Source organism: Bradyrhizobium sp. TM102, from assembly GCF_009176685.1.
GTDB classification, from domain to species: domain Bacteria; phylum Pseudomonadota; class Alphaproteobacteria; order Rhizobiales; family Xanthobacteraceae; genus Bradyrhizobium; species Bradyrhizobium ottawaense.
This window is the reverse complement of sequence record NZ_AP021855.1, coordinates 2535229-2558529: the sequence shown is the minus strand read 5'-3', so window position 1 is coordinate 2558529 and position 23301 is coordinate 2535229. Positions and strand designations below refer to the sequence as shown.

The window sequence follows — 23301 nt, the reverse complement described above, 5'->3', positions numbered from 1 at the left end:
ACAGGGAGGAGCACAATGTCGAAATGCAGTGTGGGACTGCTCGCGCTGAGCAGCTTGTTTCTTTCAAGCGCAGCGATCGCCCAGGAAAAGATCAAGGTGGGCGTAACCGCAACCCTCGAAGGCACCTACACGGTGCTCGGCGAGGACGGCATGCGCGGCCACCAGACGGCACTCAACGTCCTCGGCAAGAAGGTCGGCGACAAGGAGCTCGAATTCATCGTCGCCTCGACCGACGCAACGCCGGACAGCGCGGTGCGCGCCGTGCGCAAGCTGATCGAGCAGGACAAGGTGCAGATCCTGCTGTCGCCGCTCTCCGGCGACGAAGGCATCGCGGTGAAGAACTTCGCAAAGACCCATCCGGAGCTGACCTTCATCAACGCAGCCTCCGGCGCGCAGGAAACCACTTATGTCGATCCTGCCCCGAACTTCTTCCGCTACAACATGGACGGCGCGCAGTGGCAGGTCGGCCTCGGCAAATACGCCTTTGAGGACAAGAAGTATCGCAAGATCGCGACCGTCGGCGAGGACTATTCCTTCATCTACACCCAAGTGTTCGGCCTCGTGCTCGAGTTCTGCGGCGCCGGCGGACAGGTCACCAACCGGCAATGGGTGCCGCTCGGCACCAAGGATTTCGCCTCGGTCATCGCCGCACTGCCCGACGACGTCGACGCGATCTATCTCGGGCTTGGCGGCGCCGATGCCGTCAACTTCCTCAACCAGTACCAGCAGGCCGGCGGCAAGGCGCATCTGATGGGCGGTTCCATCATGATCGACCAGACCATCCTGTCGTCGAAGGGCAACGCCAAGAACGCCCTGGTCGGCACCATCGCGGCGAGCGGCCAGGCCGATACCTGGGAGGATCCGGGCTGGCAGAAATTCGTGAAGGCCTATCAGGACGCCTTCCCGCCGAACAAGCGCTTCCCGAGCCCGTCACTGCTCGCCACCAACTATTACGGCTCGACCATGGCGCTGATCCTGGCGCTGCGTGAGGTCAATGGCGATCTCTCCAACAACCAGGCCAAGTACAAGGAAGCCCTCGCCAAAATCGAAATCGATGCGCCGAACGGCAAGATCAAGCTCGACTCCAACCGGCAGGCGATCGGCACCAACTTCGTCACCGAAGTCGTTGATGACGGCAAGGGCGCGCTGTTCAGCAAGGTCGTGAAGGTGATCCCGAACGTGAACCAGACGCTCGGCTACGATCCGGCCGTCTTCTCCAAGATCGGGCTGCCGAGCCGCACCGTGCCGGAATGTAAGAAATACTGACGCATCACCTCCGCGATGCACAACCCGGGGAGCGACTTGCTGACGCGGTCGCTCTCCGCTCTTGCAATCTCGTCGGCGTTGTTGAACGCTGAGCGAAAAGACAAGAAGATTCGGGAGGGGAAGGCATGAGCCGTGCGCTCGCCGTCTTCCACGGCCGGTTCGGCCGGGCGACGGTTTATCAGTTGAACCGCCCTTTCAATATCCACGCCCATCGTGAAGGTCATCTGATCTTCCATGTTGGCGGCATGCCGGCATGCATCGACGTCTCCGAGGGACACCACGATCTCAACGAGACGTCCGTCGTCGCGGTCAATCCCTGGGAGCCGCATAATTTCCTGCCCGCCGATCTCGACGGCGGCGCGATCTTCTTCGTGCTCTATGTCAATGCCGAATGGTTTGCACCCGATGCCTCCGGCACCCACCGGATGCGTTTCGGCCGCACCCAGTTCCGGCGCACGCCGGCGCTGGACAAGCACATCAGGCGGACGGCCGCGCTCGTGTGCGGCGCACCATCGCTCTCCAGCCTCGATTCCGAGCTGCGGCGGCTGATCGACATCTGCTACGACGAAAGCTGGCAGCAGGCCGAGATCGCGCGCGATCCACGCGCAAACGGCTCCGTCACCGATTTCCGCGTGCGCAAATGCATCAAGATGATGTCGGAGAGCCCCGGCGCCGAGATCGAGCTCGATACGATCGCGCGGGAATCCGGACTGTCGCGACCGCATTTCTACCGGCTGTTCCGCGTCCAGACCGGCGTGACGCCGAACCTCTATCTCAACACGCTGATCATGGAGCATGCGCTCGAAGCGCTGGTGGCAAGCGAGACGCCGATCGCCGATATCGGCTTCGATCTCGGCTTCTCCTCGCAGAGCGGCTTCACCCGCTTCTTCGCCGCCAATGTGGGAATGGCCCCGACCGATTATCGACGCGCAGCCAAGATTTTACGCGCCTGAGCGCGGGCCACGAAAAGATACTCACGATCAAACGTCGCCCTCGCAGCCCCGCTAGGATGCGGGCAACGCGATCCCGAAAGAGGGTCGCGAGTCCAGGGAGGACGTGCGTCCATGGCAGGGCCAGCAGCAGCCGGCAACGGCTTGCATGCCCCCTCGCCCCGCTTGCAGGGAGAGGGTTGGGGTGAACCCGCGTGTTCGGCGCGACCTCTCTCCGCACGCGCGAGCGCAATCGCACACGATCTCCTGGAGCCGCCTGAGCAAGCGCCTCGTCCTTCGAGACGACCGCTGCGCGGTCTCCTCAGGATGAGGCTAATCGGCATCGCCCCCGCTGGAATTGCTGCCGCATACTCTGCCCTCATCCTGAGGAGCCCGCCAAAGCGAGCGTCTCGAAGGATGGGCCGCGGAAAATCCGCTTACGATATGCCATTGCCCCGCCGCAAGCGATACGAGGCGAGAGCATGAGCCGCTTCGTCGAACGCCATCCGGCCTGGGCGCTGATCTCGATCATTGCCATTGCCGTCGGGCTGTGGCTGGTCTTCGCGGTCTGGCCGCCGGGCCTGGAAGAGGCCATCGGCCGCAAGCGCGTCTTCCTCAACGCGGTCTTCAACGGCATCACGCTCGGCGGGCTCTACTTCCTCGTCGCCAGCGGCTTCACGCTGATCTTCGGCCTGATGCGCAACGTCAACCTCGCGCACGGCTCGCTCTATCTATTCGGCGGCTATGTCGGCTACGCCATCAGCACGGCGACCGGCTCCTGGCTGCTCAGCTTCATCGTCGCCTTCATCCTCACCGCCCTGGTCGGCGTCCTGCTCCAGTTGATCGTGTTCCGCCGGATGGAGGGACAGGACCTCAGGCAGACCATGGTGACGATCGGGCTTTCGATCGTGTTCGCCGATCTCATGCTGTGGGCCTGTGGCGGCGACTTCTACCAGATCCAGACGCCGAACTGGCTGATCGGCCCCATCGAGCTGCCGCTGGTCACGGCGATCAAATCCTCGGGCGAGCCGGTCTATCTCCGATATCCCCTGGTGCGGCTGGTGATCTTCGCCGCCTCCGTCGTGATCGGCGTGGCGATGTGGCTCGCGCTCAATCGCACCCGCGCCGGCATGATCATCCGCGCCGGCGTCGACGACCGCGATATCCTCGCCGCGACCGGGGTGCGCATCCAGCTCGTCTTCGTGGCGGTGTTCGCGTTCGGCGCAGGACTTGCCGGCATCGCCGGCGTCGTCGGCGGCACCTTCCAGTCATTATCCCCGGGCGAGGACATCCGCTTCCTGCTCGCCTCCCTCGTCGTCGTGATCGTGGGCGGCATGGGCTCGATCCCCGGCGCGGCGCTCGGCGCGCTGATCATCGGCCTCGCCGAACAGCTCGGCTCGGTCTACATCCCGACCTATGCCATCGTCGTGACCTTCCTGATCATGGTGCTCGTGTTGGCGATCCGGCCGCAAGGCCTGTTGGCGAGGCGCTGACATGTCGCTCGCCCACGATGCCCGCGTTACCGTTCGCCCCGCCGATGTTGCGCAGCGCCCGGCGCGGACATGGCCGGAGATCAACAATCCCGCCGCCTGGATCGTCGCGATCATTCTCCTGATCATGCCGTTGATCGCGAGCGGCTTCTTCCTGATCGAGATCTTCGCGACCACGCTGATTCTCGGCATCATGGCGCTCAGCCTGATGTTCCTTGCCGGCTATGGCGGCATGGTCAGCCTGATGCAGCTCACCATCGCGGGCTTCTCCGCCTACATGGTCGCCGTGTTCGGCGTCAGCGGCAACGCCAATATCAGCCTGGGCTGGCCGTGGTGGCTCGCGGTCCCCATGGCGCTGGCGCTGGCGACCGCCTTCGGCACGCTCGGCGGCGCGCTCGCGGTGCGCACCGAAGGCATCTACACCATCATGATCACGCTCGCGATCGGAGCGGCCTTCTACTATTTCACCAACCAGAACTGGGCGATTTTCAACGGCCATACCGGCATCAACACCGTGGCGACGCCGCACTTCTGGGGCGTGAACTGGCGCGCCGACATTCCCTTCTACTATATCGTGCTCGCGGTTGCCGCGCTGTGCTATTTCGCCGTCGAATATCTTTCGCGCGCCCCGTTCGGCCTCGCCCTTCAGGGCGTGCGCGACAATCCCAGGCGCATGGCGGCGCTCGGCTTCAACGTCAATGCGCACCGCGTCGCCGCCTATGCCTTCGCCTCCTTCGTGGCCGCCCTCGCCGGCGTCCTCCAGGTCTGGAACTACCGCCAGATCTCGCCGGGCTCGGTCAGCGTCGGGGCCTGCATCGACGTGCTGATCATCGCCGTCGTCGGCGGCATCACGCGTCCGATCGGTCCCTTCATCGGCGCGCTGATCTTCGTGCTGCTGCGCACCTTCGCGCTCGACTTCCTTGTCAGGCTCGGCCTCGACGGCAACCGCTTCCGCCTGCTGATCGGTCTCGGTTTCCTCGCCATCGTGTTCTGGTCCTCGGACGGCGTCATCGGCCTGTGGCAGCGCTGGCGCCAGAGCCGGCGTCCTGCCGCAAATCGACCGGGCGGAGGACGCGGCCATGGATAGCGTCGCCCAACGCCTCTCGGCCGTCGGCGCCGGCGCCGCGCTGGAGCTGCGCGGCGTGACGCGGTTGTTCGGCGCGCTCGCGGCGCTGACCGACGTCACCATCACCGTGCGCCCCGGCGAACGCCGCGCCGTGCTCGGCTCCAACGGCGCCGGCAAGACCACGCTGTTCAACTGCATCACCGGCGACTTCGCGCCCTCCTCCGGCACGATCCGCTTCTTCGGCGAGGACGTCACGCATTTCCCGCCCTACGAACGCATCCGCCGCGGGCTGCGCCGGACCTACCAGATCTCGGCCTTGTTTCCCGGCCTCACCGTGCAGGACAATGTCTATCTCGCCTGCCGCGGCGTCTCGCGCGGACGCTTCTCGTTGCTGCGGCCGGGACAGAACGATGCCCTGATGCATGCGGCCGACAACCTCGTCCAGGCCGTGCATCTGGCCGCCGTGAAGGACCAGCGCGTGGCGGAGCTCGCGCACGGCCAGCAGCGCCAGCTCGAGATCGCGCTCGCGCTCGCCGGCGCGCCGCGCTTCGTCCTGTTCGACGAGCCGGCCGCGGGCCTGTCGCCGACCGAGCGCGCGGAGCTGATCGAGATCCTGACCTCGCTGCCGGCGCATATCGGCTACATCATCATCGAGCACGACATGGACGTCGCCTTGCGCGTCGTCGAGAGCGTCACGATGATGCACAACGGCCGCATCTTCAAGGAGGGCCTGCCGGAGGAGATCCAGTCCGACCCCGAGGTGCAGGAGCTTTATCTCGGAGGCGGCCATGAATGAGGCCCGTCGCTCTGCCGCCGCGCTCGAGGTCCGCGGGCTCGACGTCTATTACGGGCACTCGCACGCGCTGCAAGGCGTCGACCTCACGCTCGAGAGCGGCGTGTTCTCCGTGGTCGGACGCAACGGCATGGGCAAGACCACGCTGTGCAAGGCGATCATGGGGCTGGTCGGCGTCAGCGGCGGATCGATCCGTGTCCGCGGCACGGACATCACAAGGCGGCCGCCCGCCCAGATCGCCCGGCTCGGCGTCGGCTACGTGCCGCAGGGACGCCGTCTGTGGCGCTCGCTCAGCGTCGACGAGCACTTGCAGCTCGCCGGCGGCATGCGCTCCGGCGCCTGGACGGTCGAGCGCATCTACGACACCTTCCCGCGCCTCGCCGAGCGTAGGGATCACGGCGGCGGCCAGCTCTCCGGCGGCGAGCAGCAGATGCTGGCGATCTCGCGCGCGCTGCTCACCAATCCGCATTTGCTGATCATGGACGAGCCGACCGAGGGACTTGCGCCCGTCATCGTGGCGCAGGTCGAGGAGATGCTGCTGCGGCTCGGTGAGGACGGCGACATGTCCGTGCTCGTGATCGAGCAGAATATCGGGGTTGCCACCGCGGTCTCGCGCAATGTCGCGATCATGGTCAACGGCCGCATCAATCGCATCATCGACTCCGCGCGGCTCGCCGCCGACCGCGAGCTCCAGCAACGCCTGCTCGGCGTCGGGCTTCACGCCGAGCTCGAGCCGGATATCGAGATCTCGGCGACCGGCCCGGAAGCTAAACCTGCGCCGGCGCCACGCCGCGACGGGCCGATCCGCATCTACGTCTCCAATCCGACATTGCCGACGCGGTGGTCGCAGCCGGTGCCGATCGCCCGCATCGAGGCCGCAGCCCGCACGCTCTCGACGCAAATCGCGCGGCTCGACGAGACGGCAAGGCGCAAGCGCGATCCGATGGCGGCGCAGACCGCGGGCCCGCCTGTCGTCCTGGTCGTCGGCACGCTCGACACCAAGGGCCTCGAGCTGCGCTTCATCCGCGACATCATCGCCGAAACCGGCCTGCGTACGCGGCTGGTCGACGTCTCGACCGGCGGCAGGCATTCCAGCTGCGACGTCTCCGCGCAGGAGATCGCGCTCAACCATGGCCGTGGCGGCTCAGCCGTGTTCGGCCCCGACCGCGGCGCGGCCGTGACCGCGATGGCCGATGCGTTCGCCAACTGGCTGCGGCGCCAGGGCAATGTCGCCGGCGTGATCACGGCCGGCGGCTCGGGCGCGGCGTCGCTGGTTGCCCCCGGCATGCGCGCGCTTCCGGTCGGCGTCCCGAAGCTGATCATCTCCTCCGTCGCATCCGGCGATGTCGGGCCCTATGTCGGCCCGGCCGACATCACCATGATGCACTCGGTCACCGACGTGCAGGGCTTGAACTCGATCTCGCGCGCGGTGCTGGCCAACGGCGCCCATGCGCTTGCCGGCATGGTCAAGGCGCGGCTGGATGCGCGCGCCGCGACGGCACGGGAGGCTGGCGGCCTGCCTTCGGTCGGCATCACCATGTTCGGCGTGACGACGCCGGCGGCGCAGAAGATCGCCGCCGAGCTGCGCGACGATTTCGAGTGCCTGGTCTTCCATGCCACCGGCGTCGGCGGCCGTTCCATGGAGAAACTCGTCGAGTCCGGCCAGCTCGCCGGCGTCATCGACCTCACCACGACGGAGGTCTGCGATCTCCTGATGGGCGGCGTGTTTCCCGCAACCGAGGACCGCTTCGGTGCGATCATCCGCACGCGTATCCCCTATGTCGGCTCGGTCGGCGCACTCGACATGGTCAATTTCGGCGCGCCCGACACCATTCCCGAGCGCTACCGCGGCCGCAGATTCCACGTCCACAATCCGCAGGTGACGTTGATGCGGACGAACGTGGAGGAGAACGAGCGCATGGGCCGCTGGATCGGCGAGCGGCTCAACCAGATGGACGGCCCGGTGCGCTTCTTCCTGCCCGAGGGCGGCGTCTCCGCGCTCGACGCGCGGGGCCAGCCGTTCTGGGATCCGGACGCCGATGCCGCGCTATTCCGCACGCTGGAGCGCACCGTGCGGCAGACCGGCCATCGCCAGCTCATCCGCACGCCCAAGAACATCAACGATCCCGATTTCGCCGCCGCCATCGTCGGTGCGTTCCGAACTCTGTTCGGCCGCACCGGCACGCGGCGGAGACTAGCGAGGTGAGCGATGCCAAGGTTTGAACGCGCAGCACTTCTGAGGCGGTTCCGCGAGATGGCGAAGCGCGGCGAGCCGATCGTCGGCGGCGGCGCCGGCACCGGCCTGTCAGCCAAATGCGAGGAGGCCGGCGGCGTCGATCTCATCGTGATCTACAATTCCGGACGCTACCGCATGGCCGGACGCGGCTCGCTCGCGGGCCTGATGGCTTACGGCGATGCCAACGCCATCGTGTTGGAGATGGCCGGCGAAGTGCTGCCCGTGGTCACGAGGACGCCGGTGCTCGCGGGCGTCAACGGCACCGATCCGTTCCGCGACATGGACGCGTTTCTCGACCAGCTGAAGGCGCTCGGCTTCGCAGGCGTGCAGAACTTTCCGACCGTCGGCCTGATCGACGGCACCTTCCGCGCCAATCTCGAGGAGACCGGCATGTCCTACGCGCTCGAGATCGACATGATCGCCAAGGCGCACGACAAGGACATGCTGACGACGCCCTATGTGTTCAGCGAGAAGGAAGCCGCCGCGATGGCGATCGCCGGCGCCGACATCGTCGTCTGCCACATGGGCTTGACGACCGGCGGCTCGATCGGCGCGCAGACCGCGTTGAAGCTGAAGGACTGTCCGGCGCAGATCGACACCTGGGCCTCCGCCGCGCTCAGCGTCAATCCCGACATCCTGGTGCTGGCGCATGGCGGCCCGATCGCGGATCCCGCCGACGCCGATTTCATCATGAAGAACACCCGCCATTGCCACGGCTTCTACGGGGCCTCCTCGATGGAACGGCTTCCCGTGGAGCGGGCGTTGACGGAGCAGGTACGTCAATTCAAGGCGATCGGCGCGCGATAACGCCTGAAGGTTCGAGGGAGGAAAAGATGTCGGGGATGCTCGTCGGTGAATTGATCCTCTGGCTGATCGTCGCGATCGTCGTGATCGTGGTCGGCGTCTATATCGTGAACTGGCTCTATCACCGCTCCTCCAAGGAGACATCGTTCGTCCGGACCGGTTTCCTCGGCGAGCGCGTGGTGATCAATGGCGGCGCGTTCGTGCTGCCGTTCATCCACGATTACACGCCGGTCAACATGAACGTGCTGCCGATGGGCATCGTGCGCTCCCGGCAGGACGCCGTCATCACCCGCGACCGCATGCGCGTCGACATCGAGGCCGATTTCTACGTCCGCGTCCAGGCGACCCGCGAAGCGGTGTCCATCGCGGCCGCCACCCTCGGCCGCCGCACCATGGAGCCGGGGCAACTGCATGCCCTCCTCGCCGGCAAGTTCATCTCGGCGATCCGTTCAATCGCCTCCGAAATGACCCTCGAGCAGATGCACGAGCAGCGCGGCGAGTATGTCGCCCGCGTCAAGGCCAACGCGGCGGAGGCCCTCGCTCAGAACGGCCTCGAGCTGGAGTCGGTCGCCATCACCGATCTCGACCAGACCGATCTCGAATTCTTCAACCCCTCGAACCGGTTCGACGCCGAAGGCCTGACCCAGCTGATGCAGGACATCGAGGCCAAGCGGAAGCTGCGCAACGACATCGAGCAGGACTCGATGATCAAGATCCGCGCCCGCAACCTGGAGGCCGAGCGGCAGGCGCTGGAGATCGAGCGCGAGAGCGAGACCGCGCGGCTGGAGCAGGAACGCGACATCGAGATGCGCCGCGCGCTTCAGCGCACGGAAGTCGCCCGCGAACGGGCGCTGCGCGAAACCGAGGCCGAGCAGGCGCAGATCTCCGCGCGCGAAGCCATCGAGCGCGCCCGCATCGCCAACGACCAGGCGATTGCGGAAGCCCGCATCGCCTCCGAGCGCGAAACCCGCCAGAAGGAGATCGAGCGGACCCGCACCATCGAGGAAAAGGAGCTGCTGGCACGCGAGGAGATCGAGAAGACGAGGATCGCCAACCAGCGCTCGATCGACACCACGCGGATCGCATCCGAGCGCGAGGTGCGCCAGCGCGAGATCGAGCGGATGCGCACGGTCGAGGAAGCCGAGATCGCGGCGCGCGAAGCCATCGAGAAGGCGCGGATCCAGCAGGACCGCGTCGTCACCGATGCCCGCATCGCCAACGAGGAGGAAACGCGCCGCCGCGAGATCGAGCGCACCCGCGCGGTCGACGAGGCCGAGATCGCCGCCCGTGAGGCCACCGAGAAGGCCCGCATCGCCCAGACGCTGATCGTCAATGTCGAGCGCATCTCCTCGGACGAGCGCACCCGCGCGCTGGAGATCCAGCAGGTTCGCACCATCCAGGAGGCCGAGATCGAGGCGCAGCGCGCGGTCGAGGCCGCCCGCATCGCCCGCGAGCGGACGCTCGCCGCCGAGCGCATCGCCGCCGAGCAGAACACGCGGCAGCTGGAGATCGAGCGCAACCAGGCACTCGACGTCGCCGGCATTGCGGCGCGCGAGACCACCGAGGCCAGCCGGATCGCCCAGGAGGAGCGCGTGCGCTCGCTGGAGATCGCCCGCAACCGCGCCGTCGAGGAGGCCGACATCGCCTCGCGCGAGGCGATCGAGGCGGCCCGCATCGCCCAGGAGAAGGCGGTCGCGGCCGAGCGCATCCAGGCCGAGCGCGATACGCGTTCGCTCGAGATCGAGCGCACCGGCGTGCTGGAGGCGGCCGAGCTGAAGCGGCGCGACGCCATCGAGCGTCAGCGCATCACGGTCGATCTGGCGCTCGAGGCCGAGCGCATCAATTCCTCCAAGAAGCGCGAGGTGCTCAACATCGAGCAGAAGAAGGCGATCGAGATCGCCGACGAGGACCGCGTCATCGCACTGTCGACCAAGAAGTCCGAGCGGATCGATGCCGATCGCCAGGTCCGGCAGGCCGAGATCGTCGCGCGCAAGGAGGTCGAGACCACGGACGTGTCGCGCGAGCAGGCGCTGGAAGCGGCCCGGATCGAGCGGCGGCGCTCGATCGAGCAGCTCGAAGTCGCCCGGGTGCAGTCGCTGCAGGAGGCCGAGATCGCCTCTCGCGAGGAGGTCGAGCGCGCGCGCATCGCATCCGACCGCGGCCTCGACGAAGCCCGCGTCGGCCGCGAGCGCGAGCTGCGCAAGCTCGAGGTCAACCGCGAGAAGGAGGTCGAGACCGTCCTGATGGAGAAGGCCATCGCCATCCATCTGAAGTCTCTCGAAGAGTCCGCCGCCAAGGCGTCGGCCGAGGAAGCGCGGATGCGCGCGACCGAAGCCACCGAGCGCGTCATTACCGCGCGCGAGAGCGAGATCGCCAAGCGGCGCAAGACGGTCGAGGTGCTGCTCGCCGAGAAACAGGCCGAGGAGACCCGGATCGCCGCGGAAGCCGAGCGCGTGCGCGCCGCCGTCGAGGCCGAAGCGCAGCGGATGCTGAACGAGGCCGAGAACGTGCTGACCGATCAGGCGCGCTACTCGCTGTTCCGCCGCAAGCTGCTCGACCGGATCGAGGGCATCGTCCGCGAGAGCGTCAAGCCGATGGAGAAGATCGAGGGCATCCGCATCCTCCAGGTCGACGGCCTCAACGGCAACGGCCACGGCGGCAATGGCGGCCGCAGCGCCACCGACGAAGTCATCGACTCCGCCCTGCGCTATCGCGTCCAGGCGCCGCTAATCGACTCGATCCTGTCGGACATCGGCGTCGAAGGCGGCAGTCTCTCCAAAATGCCGGGCCTGATCCGCGAAGCCCGTGACATGCAGGGGATCAAGGAGTCCGCGCGCAAGAGCGGCGGAGGCGGAGGTGGCGGCGACAAGCCGGCGGCCTCGCCGGCCCCCTCGGCCGAAGGTGGGGAACCGCCGGCCGAGCGCGGGCCGCGGAAGAAGAGCTGAGGTCGCGCCATGGCTCGCGTCTACGTCTCCACCGTCGTCAATGCCCGCAACGACCGCGTCTGGGCGCGGGTGCGCGATTTCAATGGCTTGCCGAACTGGCATCCGGCGATCGCCGAAAGCCGCATCGAGGGCGGCGAGCCCGCCGACAAGATCGGTTGTGTGCGAGATTTTCGCCTGCGCAACGGCGACCGCATCCGCGAGAAGCTGCTCGGCCTCTCCGACTACGACATGTTCTGCACCTATTCGATCCTGGAATCGCCGATGGGTGTCGAGAACTATGTCGCAACCCTGCGGCTCACCCCCGTCACCGACGGCGACCAGACCTTCATGGAATGGACCGCCGAATTCGACTGCGCGCCGGAGCGGGAGACCGAGCTCGTCAGCAATATCGGCGGCGGCGTGTTCCAGGGCGGATTTGATGCGCTCAAGCGCGTGTTCGGAGGCTGACCGTGCCGCATGTCGTCAAGAGCACGATCCTGGACGCACCGACCGATACGGTGTGGACCGTGCTGCGCGATTTCAACGGGCACGATCGCTGGCATCCGGTTGTCGCGACCTCGTCGATCGAACGCGCGCAGTCCTCCGACAGGATCGGCTGCATCAGGCGGTTCAAGCTCAACGACGGCTCCGAGCTGCGCGAGCAATTGCTGGCGCTGTCGGACCTGGAGCAGTCCTTCAGCTATTGCCTGCTCGACACGCCGGTGCCGATGTTCAACTACGTCGCCCATGTCAGGCTGCTGCCGGTCACCGACGGCGACCGCACCTTCTGGCACTGGGAATCCCGTTTCACCACCAAGCCGGAAGATCGGGACCGCATCACCCACATGGTCGCGGAAGACATTTACCAGGCTGGATTCGAGGCAATCCGCCGGCATCTGAGGGAGGCCGCATAGTCATGGCCGTGACAGTGAAGACGTTTGCAAGCGCCAGCGAGGCGGCGGGGGCATTGTCCTCGGACCGCAGCGCGCGCTATCTCGGCGGCGGCACGCTGGTGATGCGGGCATTGAACGAGGGCGATGTCGCGATCTCGATCGTGGTCCGCGCCAACGATCAGGCGCTGACCCGGATCGACGCCTCGGGACCGCGCATCACGCTCGGCGCCGGCGTCACCTTCGCGCGCATCCTTGCTGAGGGGGACCTCGCCTTCCTGCACGCGCCCGCCCGCTCGATCGGCGGTCCCGCCGTGCGCAACATGGGCACGGTCGGCGGCAATCTTTTTGCCAAAGCTCCCTACGGCGATTTCACCGTGGCGCTGCTGGCGCTCGATGCGACCGTCGCCGTCGCGGGCGGCTTTGGTGCCCGCGACATCCCGATCGAGGAGTTCTTGCAGGCGCGCGAACGTCAGGCCGGAACCCTGGTGCTGTCGGTCTCCTGCACCCGGCCGGCGAGCAGCGACGCGTTCCGCTATCGCAAGATCGCCCGCATCAAGCCGAAGGGCGGCTCGGTCGTCACGCTTGCCGCGCATCTGCCGATCAGCGGCGGCCGGATCGCGGGCGCACGGATCGCGCTGGGATCGATGGCGCCGACCCAGATCCGCGCCCGTGCCGCCGAGCGCGCGCTGGAGGGCCGCTCGCTGGACGCTGCAACCATCGCGGCCGCCGCATCGGCGGCGACCGAGGGAACATCGCCATCCGACAACGCGCTCGGCAGCGCGTGGTATCGCCGCGAGATCGTCGGCGTCCATCTGCGGCGCCTGCTGTCAGGCCAGGAATAGAGCCATGTCCAAGATACCCCTGCAATTTCGTCACAACGGCCGCGATGTCGCGATCTTCGTCGACGGCGGCACCAATCTGCTGGTGGCGCTGCGCGAGCTGATCGGCGACATGACGCCGAAATTCGGCTGCGGCCAGGGCGGCTGCGGCACGTGCAGTGTGCTTGTTGACGGCGAGCTTCATCTCTCCTGCCTGACGCTGGCGGAGACGGTGGCCGGCCGTTCCATCGAGACGCTCGACGGCATGAAGCAGGGCCCGAACCTGCACCCGCTGCAGCGCGCCTTCGCGGACCATTTCGCGGCCCAGTGCGGCTATTGCACGCCGGGCATGCTGATGGCCGCCAAGGCGCTGCTCGACCGCAATCCCTCGCCGAGCCGCGACGAGGTCATTGAAGCCATCTCCGGCAACATCTGCCGCTGCACCGGCTACGAGCCGATCATCAATGCCATCCTGGCCGCAGCGAGCGGCCGGGTCAGCGCCTGAGGTCAACCATGCTGGAACTGCGCAAGGACATTTTCGCCGACGAGCGCGACGATAACCTCAAGGAAATCGGCAAGGGCACCCAGCGCCAGGACATGCTCGGCCATGTCACGGGCACGTCGAGCTACTTCAACGATCACAAGCTGCAAGGCATGCTGCACCTGAAGGTCGTACGCTCGACCCAGGCCCATGCAAGGATCCGTCGCATCGATACCACCGAGGCCGAACGTTCGGCCGGCGTTCGCCGGATCATCCGTGGCACCGACGTGCCGGTCAATCTCAACACGCTGCTCAGCCTGATCAACTTCGGCAAGGATGACGAGCCGTCGCTGGCGGTCGACAAGGTCCGCTACAAGGGCGAGCCGATCCTCGCCATCGTCGCCGACAGCGAGCGCGAAGCGTTCGAGGCCATCGCGAGGGTCAAGGTCGACTACGAGCCGCTCCCGACTGTGTTCGATGTCGAGGACGCGCTGAAGCCCGGCGCGCCCGTGGTCAACGAGACCTATCCGAAGAACGCCTTCATCTATCACGACGTCTACGATCACCAGCGCCTGCGCTTCGGCGATGCGGACGCGGCGCTCGCCAGCGCCGACCACGTGCTGGAGCAGCGCTACCAGATGTCCCCGATCGAGCACGCGCCGACCGAGACCAACGGCGCCATTGCGGCACCCGACACCAACGGCCGTTACGTCGTCTACACCTCGACCCAGGCGCTGTTCTTCTCCGTCGACACCTGCGCCAAGATTCTGGACGTGCCTTCCAATACGTTCCACTTCATCGGCGGCACCGTTGGCGGCGGCTTCGGCGGCAAGGTGGACACGTTGACCGAGCCACTTGCGATCCTCGGCGCGATGCTGACCGGACGCCCCGTCCGCTACGTGTTCGGGCGCGAGGAGGAGATGCAGTACGGCCCGCCGCGCGGCGCCGAACGCATCTACATCAAGGACGGCGTGATGCGCGACGGCCGCATCGTCGCGCGCAAGATCCGCGCTTTTTTCGACAGCGGCGCCTATACGCGACTCTCCAGCTACGCCGCAGTGAAGTGCGCCGCCCATCTTCCAGGCCCCTACACCATCCCGAACGTCTATGGCGACGTCTATTGCGTCTTCACCAATCGCACGCCCGCGACCGCCATGCGCGGCTTCGGCGTCACCGCGATGGACTTCGCGATCGAATGCCAGATGGACAAGCTCGCAAACCTCGTCGGCATGGACCCGATGGAGTTTCGCATTCTGAACGCCTATCGCGACGGCGACATGAAGGCGCACCGGCGCGAGGCCAAGAACACCGCGCTGATCGAATGCGTTCAGGTCGCGGCCGAGAAGGCCAAATGGCCGATCCGCGACGAGTTCAAGCGCGCCTCCTCGCGCAAGGACGGCGGCGGCAGCCGCGCGGTGATCCCGCCGACCGCAACGGAGTCCCGCGCACGTCCGGCTGCGTCTGCACAGCAGCGCACGAGCTACGACCGTGCACCCGTAACCACGACACGGGAGCCGCCGCGCGATCCACCCCCGCCGGCACCGCCGCCTCCCCCACCACGCCCGGCCGCACCATCGCACGGCGCGACGCGGTTCTCGTCGGTGTTCGGCACCAGGAGACGCTGACATGACCAGGCATCGCGGACGCGGCATGGCGTCGATCAACTACCCCATCGGCATGAACCTTGGCGGCGACCCGAGCCAGGCACTGGTTCACTCCAATCCCAGCGGCAAGTTCACGGTGGCGCTGTCGTCGATCGACCTCGGCCAGGGCATGAAATCGGTGACGCGGCAGATCTGCGCCGAGACGCTGGGCGTGCCGGTCGAGGACGTCTATGTCGACACGGCGGATTCCGACACCGGCCCGCACTGCATGGGCTCGTTCGCCTCGCGCGGCACCCATCGGGTCGGCAATGCCGTGATGGCCGCGGCGCGCGAGGCCCGCGGCGTGATGATGGAAGCGGCGGCTGAAGAGCTCGAGGTCAATGCCGCCGATCTCGACACCGACGGCCGCGGCAATATTCACGTCAAGGGCGCGCCGCACCGTTCGATCTCGACCAAGGACGTCGCGATTGCCGCGCAGTTCAAGCAGGGCAAGACCATTTCGGGCCGCGGCATCTTTCTGGTTCCCCTTTCCAACGTCGATCCGGAGACCGGCGAGATGTCGCCGGCGACCTGCTACGCCCATGCCTGCCTCGTCGCCGAGGTCGAGGTCGACGACGAGACCGGCGATGTCGCGATGGTCCGGATGGATTCCGCCTATGAGCTCGGTCGCGCGCTGAACCCGCGTCTGGTCGAGCAGCAACTGGTCGGCGGTGCCTGGATGGGCGTCAGCCACGCGCTCTATGAGACCCCGGAGCCCTATTATCCCGATCCCATTCACGGCCCCCGCGACTTCGTCGAATATCTGATGCCCGGCCCCGGCGACATCTGCCCGCACGATATCGCGGTGCTGGAACGTCCCGCTCCCGATGGCCCCTTTGGTGCCAAGGGCCCCGGCGAGATGTGCGCCAACCCGGTGCTGCCGGCCGTCGCCAATGCGATCTTCAATGCCGTCGGCGTGCGCATCGACGACCTGCCGATCACGCCTGAAAAGGTGCTGCGCGCGATCAAGGCCCAGGGCGGCGCGCGGCCGCAGGCACGGCGCTAGAGGAACGGCCGTGGCGGTTCGCAGCAACATCGTCGGCATCGACAGCCCCGAGGCGCTGGAGAAGGCGCTGCGCGCGGCCTATTATCTCGCCGACGAGGGTCTCGCGACCGCCGCCTATCTCGGCCTCGCGCTCGGCAAGCCGTTGCTGCTGGAAGGCGCGCCAGGCGTCGGCAAGACGGAGGCGGCAAAAGCAATCGCTGCCGTGCTCGGCCGCCGCCTGATCCGCCTGCAATGCTACGAGGGCATCGACGCCTCTGCCGCACTCTATGAGTGGAACTACCCGCGCCAGATGCTGGCGATCCGCCAGGCCGGCGACGAGAGCATCGACATCTATGGCGAGACCTTCCTGATCGAGCGTCCCATGCTGGCCGCGCTCCGCGCGCCCGATTCCACCGTGCTGCTGATCGACGAAATCGACCGCGCCGACCAGGAGTTCGAGGCGTTTCTGCTCGAATTCCTCTCCGACTTCCAGATCTCGATTCCCGAGCGCGGCACGGTTCGCGCGGCGGAGCGCCCCGTGGTCGTTCTGACGTCGAACCGGACGCGCGATCTGCACGAGGCCTTGCGCCGCCGCTGCGTCTATCACTGGATCGACTATCCGACCGCGGAGCGCGAGGCGCGGATCATCATGATGCGCGCCTCCAGCGTCGCCGAGGCCACGGCCCGCGCCGTCGTCGCAGCCGTGGAGAGGCTGCGGCGCGAGCCGCTGAGCAAGGCGCCCGGCATTGCCGAGGCCGTCGACTGGGCCGAGGCCGCGACGCTGCTGCACAAGGGCGGCGCCCGCTGGCCGGATGCGTTCAAGCGCTCGATCGGCGTGGCGCTGAAGGACGAAGAGGATCTGCATTTCATCTCGCCGCGGCTCGACGCCATGCTCGCGGAGGCGACCGCATGAGCGCCGAACCGCAGCTCCCGCGCGCCGCGCGCATCTTCGTCGCCTTCGTCCCGCTGCTGCGCGCGAACGGCTTTGCCGTCGCACCGGAGCAAACCACCACGTTCCTCGCCGCGATCGAGCTGCTCGGCCCGCGCGACATCGAGCACGTCAGGCAAGCCGCCCTCGCGACGCTGGCGCCGCCGCCCGAGCGCCGTGCGACCTTCGACCGGCTGTTCGATCTCCACTTCCGCGGCAGCGAGGCCATCGCGCGAGCCGACGAGGACGAGGACGACGAGACAGTCCGCCTCCAGGAAGAGGGCCGCGGCGACGAGGCCCCCCTGCTCTCCGACGAGGCCAATGAGTCCGGCCTCACCGCGACCCGAAGCGAGGCGCTGGTCGAGCGCCGCTTTAGGGCGGCCTCGAGCACGGACGCATTGCGCCGCCTGGCGCGGGAGGCACCGCGGCGCCTGCCGCGACGGCGCGGCCATCGCCGCATGCGCGCCCGCCGCGGACCGTTTGCCGATCTCCGCCGCACCTTGCGCGACAGTGTCCGCAGCGACGGCGAGATTCTGCGGCTCGGTCACATGAAGCGGCGCCAGCGTCCGCGCAAGATGCTCCTGCTGATCGACGTCTCCGGCTCGATGAAGGGCCGCACCGAGGAGAACATGAAGCTCGCGCATGCGCTGGTGCAGGCCGCGCCCAGTGTCGAGGTCTTCACCTTCGGCACGCGGCTGACCCGCATCACCCGCCCGCTGCGACTGAAGCGCCGCGAGCAGGCCATGAACGCCGCCGCGCATCTGGTCAGCGATTGGGACGGCGGCACCCGCATCGGCGACGCACTCCAGGCCTTCCTCGCCGTGCCCCGCTTCGGCGGCTATGCGCGCGGCGCCGCCGTAGTCATCGTCTCCGATGGACTCGAGCGTGGGGAGACCGATGCGCTTCGCGACGCCGTCGCGAAATTGTCGCGGCGGGCCTGGCGCCTGAGCTGGCTGACGCCGCTGGCGACAAGCCCCGGCTTCCACCCGCAGACCGAGGCGCTCATCGCCATCGAGCGCTTCGTCGATGACCTCGTGGATGGCGATTCGAGCGCGTCGATCGTCGCGCATATTCTGGCGCTGGGACGAAGGAGAGCGGCGTGACCGACATTGTCGACGGCCATCATCACATCTGGCGGCAGGCCGACCTGCCCTGGCTGACCGGCCCCATGCAGCCGCGCATCTTCGGACCCTATGAGCCGATCCGGCGCGACTATCCGATCCAGGAATATCTCGACGACCTCAAGGATACCGGCGTCACGCGTTCGGTCTATGTGCAAACCAACTGGGCCAACGACCGCTTCGAGGACGAGGCCGCGTGGGTGCAGCAGACTGCGGACGAACACGGCTGGCCGCACGCGATCGTCGCCTATGCCAATTTCGCCGTGGACGACGTGCGTCCGCAGCTCGATCGCCTGAAGCGCTACAAGCTGGTGCGCGGCGTGCGCATGCAGCTGCACTGGCACGAGAACCCGCTCTATCGCTTTGCCGCCCGCCCGGATCTCTGCACCGATCCGATGATCAGCCGCAACGTCGCGCGCCTCGCCGACTATGGTTGGAGCTTCGACCTGCAGGTGTTCACCCCGCAGATGCCGGATGCCGCAGCGCTGGCCGAAGCCTGCCCCGACGTGACCTTCATCCTCCAGCATGCCGGCATGCTGGAGGATCTCTCTCCTGGTGGCCGCGCCGCCTGGCGCAGCGGCATGGCCCGGCTCGCGGCCTGCGCGAACGTGGTCTCAAAGCTCTCCGGGCTCGGCACCTTCATCCATCGCAACGATCCCGCGCACATCGCCGCCGTTCTCATCGACACCGTCGCGATCTTCGGCGCCGAGCGCTGCCTGTTCGGCTCCAATTTCCCCATCGAGAAATTGTGGACCAGCTATCGCGAGCTCGTCGGCGCCTTTCGCACGGCCGCCGCGCCGTTCAGCGCGGAGCAGCAGGACGCTATCTTCAAGACGACGGCGAGGCGCGTCTACCGGCTTTGACAGACAAGAAACAGATGAGGGAGGGCAACGAATGGCGCTGGAGATCAAGATCCTGGACTATGGCGATATCGAGCTGGAATCGAGCTTTCTGGTTCTCGGCCGCGACTGCGGTCGCACCCGCCGCGTCCTCACCCTCGGTTTCCTGATCCTCGGGGGGAAATATCCGGTCGTGGTCGACACCGGCTACCGCTCCAACCAGATCATGGAGACGCTGGGCATGCGGGGCTTGCAGTACCACGAGAACATGATCGAGAACCAGCTCGCGCGCCACGGCGTGCGCATGGGCGACGTCCGCTTCGTGTGCCACACCCATCTGCACATCGACCACGCCGGCAAGGACGATCTGTTCCCGATGAACACGACCGTCGTGCTCAACCGCAAGGAACTCGAGTATTCCGTCTCCGGCCTGATGCATCCGCAATATCCGGCGCCCGACATCAAGCACCTGATCGACCGGCTGCACACCAAGAGCGCGCTGCGCTTCCTCGACCTCGAGATCACCGGCCCGGTCGAGCTGATGCCCGGCGTCTATTGCGACGCGGCCAATGCGCATACGGAGGGCTCGATGAACGTCATCGTCGAGACGGCCGACGGGATTGCGACCATCTGCGGCGACGTGATCTACGATTTCAACGACCAGATCGTGACGCCCTTCAACGAGATCCACGATTGGGAGCCGCGCACGACGGGCAATCATGGCACCAGCAAGCGTGCCGAGAAAGCCTCGATCAAGAAGCTGCTGAGCAATTCGCGCTATCTGCTGCCGGTGCACGACCGCCCGGCCAAGATCGAAGGCGGCAACGTCGTCGGGCGCCTGCACGATCAGGTCCCCGGACCGATCGTGCAGTCCTTGCCCGCACGCAACTGGTTCCCGGCTTGAGATGATCTTGGGGATCGACCGATGACGCACGTCACCTTGCGAAGCGAATTCGAAACTTTGATCGACCCCTATGCGCCGGTCGCGCAGGTCGGCACCGGCTTTGACTTCACGGAGGGACCGATCTGGCATCCGGTCGATCACTATCTGCTGTTCTCGGACATGCCGGGTGACGTGCGCCGGCGCTGGGATGCGCGGCGCGGCGTGGCCGAGGTCAAGCGTCCCTCGAACAAGTGCAACGGCATGACCTATGATGCCGAGCTCAATCTGATCGTCTGCGAGCACGCGACATCGCAGCTAGTCCGCGAACGGCCGGACGGGCGGCGCGAGGTGCTGGCTTCGCACTTCCAGGGCCAGGAGCTGAACAGCCCGAACGACGTCTGCGTGCACTCCTCCGGCGCGATCTATTTCTCGGACCCCTGGTACGGCCGCATGCCGGTCTATGGCGTGGAGCGGCCGCGCCAGCTCGGCTTCCAGGGCGTCTATCGCCTCGTGCCCGGCGGCGAACCGAAGCTCGTGGTCGAGCGCAATCTGTTCGACCAGCCGAACGGCCTGTGCTTCTCGCCGGACGAGAAGCTGCTCTATGTCAACGACACCGTGCAGGCGCTGATCCGCGTCTTCGACGTCAACGCCGACGGCTCGCTGTCGAATGCGCGGGTGTTCGCAAGCGGCATCCGCTCCGAGCTCGAAGCCGGCCTGCCCGACGGCATGAAGTGCGATCAGCACGGCAATGTCTGGGTCACCGCGCCCGGCGGCGTCTGGGTCTATTCGCCGCGCGGCGAGCTGCTCGGCAAGGTCCGTGTGCCCGAGATGGTCGCCAACCTCGCCTGGGGCGGGCCGGATTTCCGCACGCTGTATCTGACCGCGACGCACTCGGTCTATGCGATCCCGACCAAGGTCGGTCCGCGGCATGAGCCTTATATGAGTGGCCGGCGAAGCGGCGGCGGCCAGGCGGCAAGCGCCTCGCCGGCGGCGCCTATCCTCGCTGACGGCGACATGCGGCTTGATCCGCAGCGCTGCGCGATGATCATCCAGGATTTGCAGAACGACGTCATCGTGGACGGCGGCGCGTTCGCCGAGTCCGGCGCTCCCGGTCATGCGAAACAGCAGCATGTCGTCGAGAATGTCCGCCGTCTCGCGGAGACCGCTCGGGCCCGCGGCGTCGCCATCATCCACGTCTGGTTCGTCGTCGAGCCGGGTGCGCCGGGTGTCACGCTGAACGCACCGCTGTTCGAAGGCCTCGTCGACAGCAAGGCGATGGTGCGTGGAAGCTGGGGCGCGGCGCCCGTCTCCGGCCTCGAGCCCCGGCCCGGCGATTTCGTCGTCGAGAAGATGCGGATGAGCGCGTGGGAGGGCACGCGGCTGGAGACAATCCTCAAGGCGACCGGGCGCGACATGATCATCAACACCGGTGCCTGGACCAACATGTCGGTCGAGCACACCGCCCGCACCGGGGCAGACAAGGGCTACTTCATGATCGTTCCCGAAGATTGCTGCTCGACCATGAACGCCGATTGGCACAATGCGTCGATTAATTTTGCCATGCAGAACGTGGCGATCGTCACGAGGGCGGATGCCGTCATCAGGGCGTTGGGATGAGCGGTGGCAAAGATTTTGCACCTCTCCTGCTCGCCGCGCCCTGACTCCGAGTCGAGTGCCGGCGCGCGCGTCTTTCTTGACGGCTTTCGCCAGGCCCGGCCGGACTGGGACCTCGATGTCGTGGACCTTTGGCGGGAGCGGATGCCGGAATTCTCAGGCCCCATCGCCGAGGCCAAATATGCTCGGATGAACGGGCAAGCCTTCAACGACACGCAACGCGACAGCTTTGCCGAGGCCGAGCGAATGGCGCTGCGGTTTTCGTTGGCCGATCGCGTGCTGATCTCGACGCCGATGTGGAACTTCAGCATTCCCTACAAGCTCAAGCAGTGGTTCGACATCATCGTCCAGCCCGGGCTGACGTTCCGGTTCGACCCGTCACAGGGCTATCTCCCACTGCTCAAGGACCGGCCGACGCTGGTGATTCTCGCCAGTGGCAGCGACTTCGCCACCGGCATGAACCGCGGCCGCATCGACATGGCAACGCCTTACCTGCGCGACATCCTGCGCTTCATCGGTATCGACAATGTCCGTTTCGTGCCGATCGGGCCAACCACGGGACCGCAACAGCCGATCGAGGCCGCGCGGGACAGGGCCCATCGACGGCTGGCCGCAATGGCCGCGACTTTCTGAGCGCTCGGAGCGTCGCCCCGTTTAGCGAGTCCCGATCTGCGCCGCGCCTTGCGCATCCCCTGATCGGGCCTGACGGTAGACGTGCCCCGGCTCGGCCCACAGGAAGCCATTCGAGAACGGCACGCCCGGATAGGCCGCGGCAAGCCGGCGATTTCCACCCTCGACATCGTCGCGACCGTCCAGCACGTCGCGAAAGGTCCTGGCGACGACGACCATGTCACAATCCTGCGGCGACAGGCGCAGTGATCCGACGTTGCTCTCGTGCAAGAGGCCGGCCTCACCCAGCAGATTGGCACAGGTGTGCGACAGCGTCTGCACGCCGTTGATGGTCAGGAAGTCTTGCTGCTCCAGCGTGTTGAGGAGAAGACCATCCGGGTCCTTCTCGCAGACGAAGCGGCAATTGTCCTTGGCGAGCTTGTGAAGTCGCGCATGGTAGCATCGCGCGGAGATGGCCAGCGGCACCCGGCCAAACGCTAACACTTCGATCGTGGCATCGGGAACAGCCCTCGCGATCGTCGCCACCGAGGCCAGCGGCAATTCCGGCGGCAGGCAGATGCGCCTCGCCCCGCTTGCCGCGTGGAAATCCGCGCTCGCCTCGTTGTAGATGTTGACGAACGGACCGATGGCGTGCGGCCGGCCCGCAAGCGCCCTGAGACAGGTCAGATCATTGACCTCGACCATGGCGCCCTCGACCGCCGCGAGCTCCTCGGTCTGGCGGCGCTCGCGCCGCAGCGAGACCAGGATCAGCGAGCCCAGCAGCACCTGCTTGCCGGCGCTTTGCAGCCGTTCGACCACGGCCGGGATGTGATCTGCGAAGAACGGCGAGCGCTTCGAGCAGACGATCTCGCCGACGGACACGACGTCAACCGGCGCTTCATCGGCGATCCGGAAATAGAAGTCGCGCCAGCGTTCCGGCGCCCAATTGTACAGAACTGGACCGAGGCTGAGTTGCATC

The 23301-nt window shown here is 66.8% G+C and carries 21 protein-coding genes; 20 read left to right on the top strand and 1 reads right to left on the bottom strand.

What is annotated here, in order from left to right; genetic code table 11:
* The first annotated feature begins 15 nt into the window (after positions 1–15).
* The 20 genes from GDN70_RS12000 (at position 16) to GDN70_RS11905 (ending at position 22346) form a co-directional block, all read left to right on the top strand.
* A complete protein-coding gene (locus GDN70_RS12000) occupies positions 16–1266 on the top strand; it encodes an ABC transporter substrate-binding protein (RefSeq protein WP_028143758.1) in 1251 nt (416 codons plus the stop codon).
* A gap of 125 nt (positions 1267–1391) precedes the next feature.
* Positions 1392–2219, top strand: a complete 828-nt coding sequence (locus GDN70_RS11995; RefSeq protein ID WP_028143759.1) for an AraC family transcriptional regulator — start codon at positions 1392–1394, stop codon at positions 2217–2219.
* Between the two features lie 458 nt (positions 2220–2677).
* Positions 2678–3688 carry a branched-chain amino acid ABC transporter permease gene (locus tag GDN70_RS11990; protein WP_028143760.1) on the top strand — a complete coding sequence of 337 codons (1011 nt, stop codon included), beginning with the start codon at positions 2678–2680 and terminating at the stop codon, positions 3686–3688.
* A 1-nt stretch (position 3689) separates the two neighbouring features.
* Positions 3690–4772, top strand: a complete 1083-nt coding sequence (locus tag GDN70_RS11985) for a branched-chain amino acid ABC transporter permease (RefSeq protein WP_038973241.1) — start codon at positions 3690–3692, stop codon at positions 4770–4772.
* Entirely contained in the window at positions 4765–5547 is a 783-nt protein-coding gene (locus GDN70_RS11980) for an ABC transporter ATP-binding protein (RefSeq protein ID WP_028143762.1), read from the top strand. The genes GDN70_RS11985 and GDN70_RS11980 overlap by 8 nt, the downstream gene beginning before the upstream one ends.
* Positions 5540–7750, top strand: coding sequence for an ABC transporter permease (locus GDN70_RS11975; protein ID WP_152102558.1), 2211 nt, complete (start codon positions 5540–5542; stop codon positions 7748–7750). Before GDN70_RS11980 ends, GDN70_RS11975 begins: the two co-directional genes overlap by 8 nt.
* A 3-nt stretch (positions 7751–7753) precedes the next feature.
* Complete coding sequence (locus GDN70_RS11970; protein WP_028143764.1) at positions 7754–8587, top strand: phosphoenolpyruvate hydrolase family protein; 834 nt, start codon at positions 7754–7756, stop codon at positions 8585–8587.
* 26 nt (positions 8588–8613) lie between these two features.
* Positions 8614–11529 carry a flotillin family protein gene (locus GDN70_RS11965; RefSeq protein ID WP_028143765.1) on the top strand — a complete coding sequence of 972 codons (2916 nt, stop codon included), beginning with the start codon at positions 8614–8616 and terminating at the stop codon, positions 11527–11529.
* 9 nt (positions 11530–11538) lie between these two features.
* A complete protein-coding gene (locus tag GDN70_RS11960) occupies positions 11539–11976 on the top strand; it encodes an SRPBCC family protein (protein WP_018318067.1) in 438 nt (145 codons plus the stop codon).
* A 2-nt stretch (positions 11977–11978) separates the two neighbouring features.
* The gene (locus GDN70_RS11955; RefSeq protein WP_038949657.1) at positions 11979–12422 is read left to right on the top strand and encodes an SRPBCC family protein; all 444 of its coding nucleotides are present in this window, start codon (positions 11979–11981) and stop codon (positions 12420–12422) included.
* Between the two features lie 2 nt (positions 12423–12424).
* Complete coding sequence (locus GDN70_RS11950; RefSeq protein WP_152102557.1) at positions 12425–13243, top strand: xanthine dehydrogenase family protein subunit M; 819 nt, start codon at positions 12425–12427, stop codon at positions 13241–13243.
* 4 nt (positions 13244–13247) lie between these two features.
* Positions 13248–13724, top strand: coding sequence for a (2Fe-2S)-binding protein (locus GDN70_RS11945; RefSeq protein ID WP_038949659.1), 477 nt, complete (start codon positions 13248–13250; stop codon positions 13722–13724).
* Between the two features lie 8 nt (positions 13725–13732).
* On the top strand, positions 13733–15325 hold the full coding sequence (locus GDN70_RS11940; RefSeq protein ID WP_038973243.1) for a xanthine dehydrogenase family protein molybdopterin-binding subunit: 1593 nt from the start codon (positions 13733–13735) through the stop codon (positions 15323–15325).
* Between the two features lies 1 nt (position 15326).
* Complete coding sequence (locus tag GDN70_RS11935) at positions 15327–16349, top strand: xanthine dehydrogenase family protein molybdopterin-binding subunit (RefSeq protein ID WP_028143770.1); 1023 nt, start codon at positions 15327–15329, stop codon at positions 16347–16349.
* Positions 16350–16359: 10 nt separating this feature from the next.
* Positions 16360–17241: a MoxR family ATPase gene (locus GDN70_RS11930; protein WP_028143771.1), complete on the top strand. Its 882-nt coding sequence runs from the start codon at positions 16360–16362 to the stop codon at positions 17239–17241.
* Positions 17238–18359, top strand: coding sequence for a VWA domain-containing protein (locus tag GDN70_RS11925; RefSeq protein WP_152102556.1), 1122 nt, complete (start codon positions 17238–17240; stop codon positions 18357–18359). Before GDN70_RS11930 ends, GDN70_RS11925 begins: the two co-directional genes overlap by 4 nt.
* Positions 18356–19240, top strand: coding sequence for an amidohydrolase (locus GDN70_RS11920; RefSeq protein WP_028143773.1), 885 nt, complete (start codon positions 18356–18358; stop codon positions 19238–19240). Before GDN70_RS11925 ends, GDN70_RS11920 begins: the two co-directional genes overlap by 4 nt.
* Positions 19241–19271: 31 nt before the next feature.
* The gene (locus GDN70_RS11915; RefSeq protein ID WP_028143774.1) at positions 19272–20120 is read left to right on the top strand and encodes an N-acyl homoserine lactonase family protein; all 849 of its coding nucleotides are present in this window, start codon (positions 19272–19274) and stop codon (positions 20118–20120) included.
* 21 nt (positions 20121–20141) lie between these two features.
* Entirely contained in the window at positions 20142–21716 is a 1575-nt protein-coding gene (locus GDN70_RS11910; RefSeq protein ID WP_028143775.1) for an isochorismatase family protein, read from the top strand.
* 3 nt (positions 21717–21719) lie between these two features.
* Complete coding sequence (locus tag GDN70_RS11905; protein WP_038973245.1) at positions 21720–22346, top strand: FMN-dependent NADH-azoreductase; 627 nt, start codon at positions 21720–21722, stop codon at positions 22344–22346.
* A 21-nt stretch (positions 22347–22367) separates the two neighbouring features.
* Here GDN70_RS11905 and GDN70_RS11900 read toward each other — a convergent pair whose 3' ends face one another.
* Positions 22368–23300 carry a U32 family peptidase gene (locus tag GDN70_RS11900; RefSeq protein ID WP_028143777.1) on the bottom strand — a complete coding sequence of 311 codons (933 nt, stop codon included), beginning with the start codon at positions 23298–23300 and terminating at the stop codon, positions 22368–22370.
* Position 23301 lies beyond the last annotated feature (1 nt).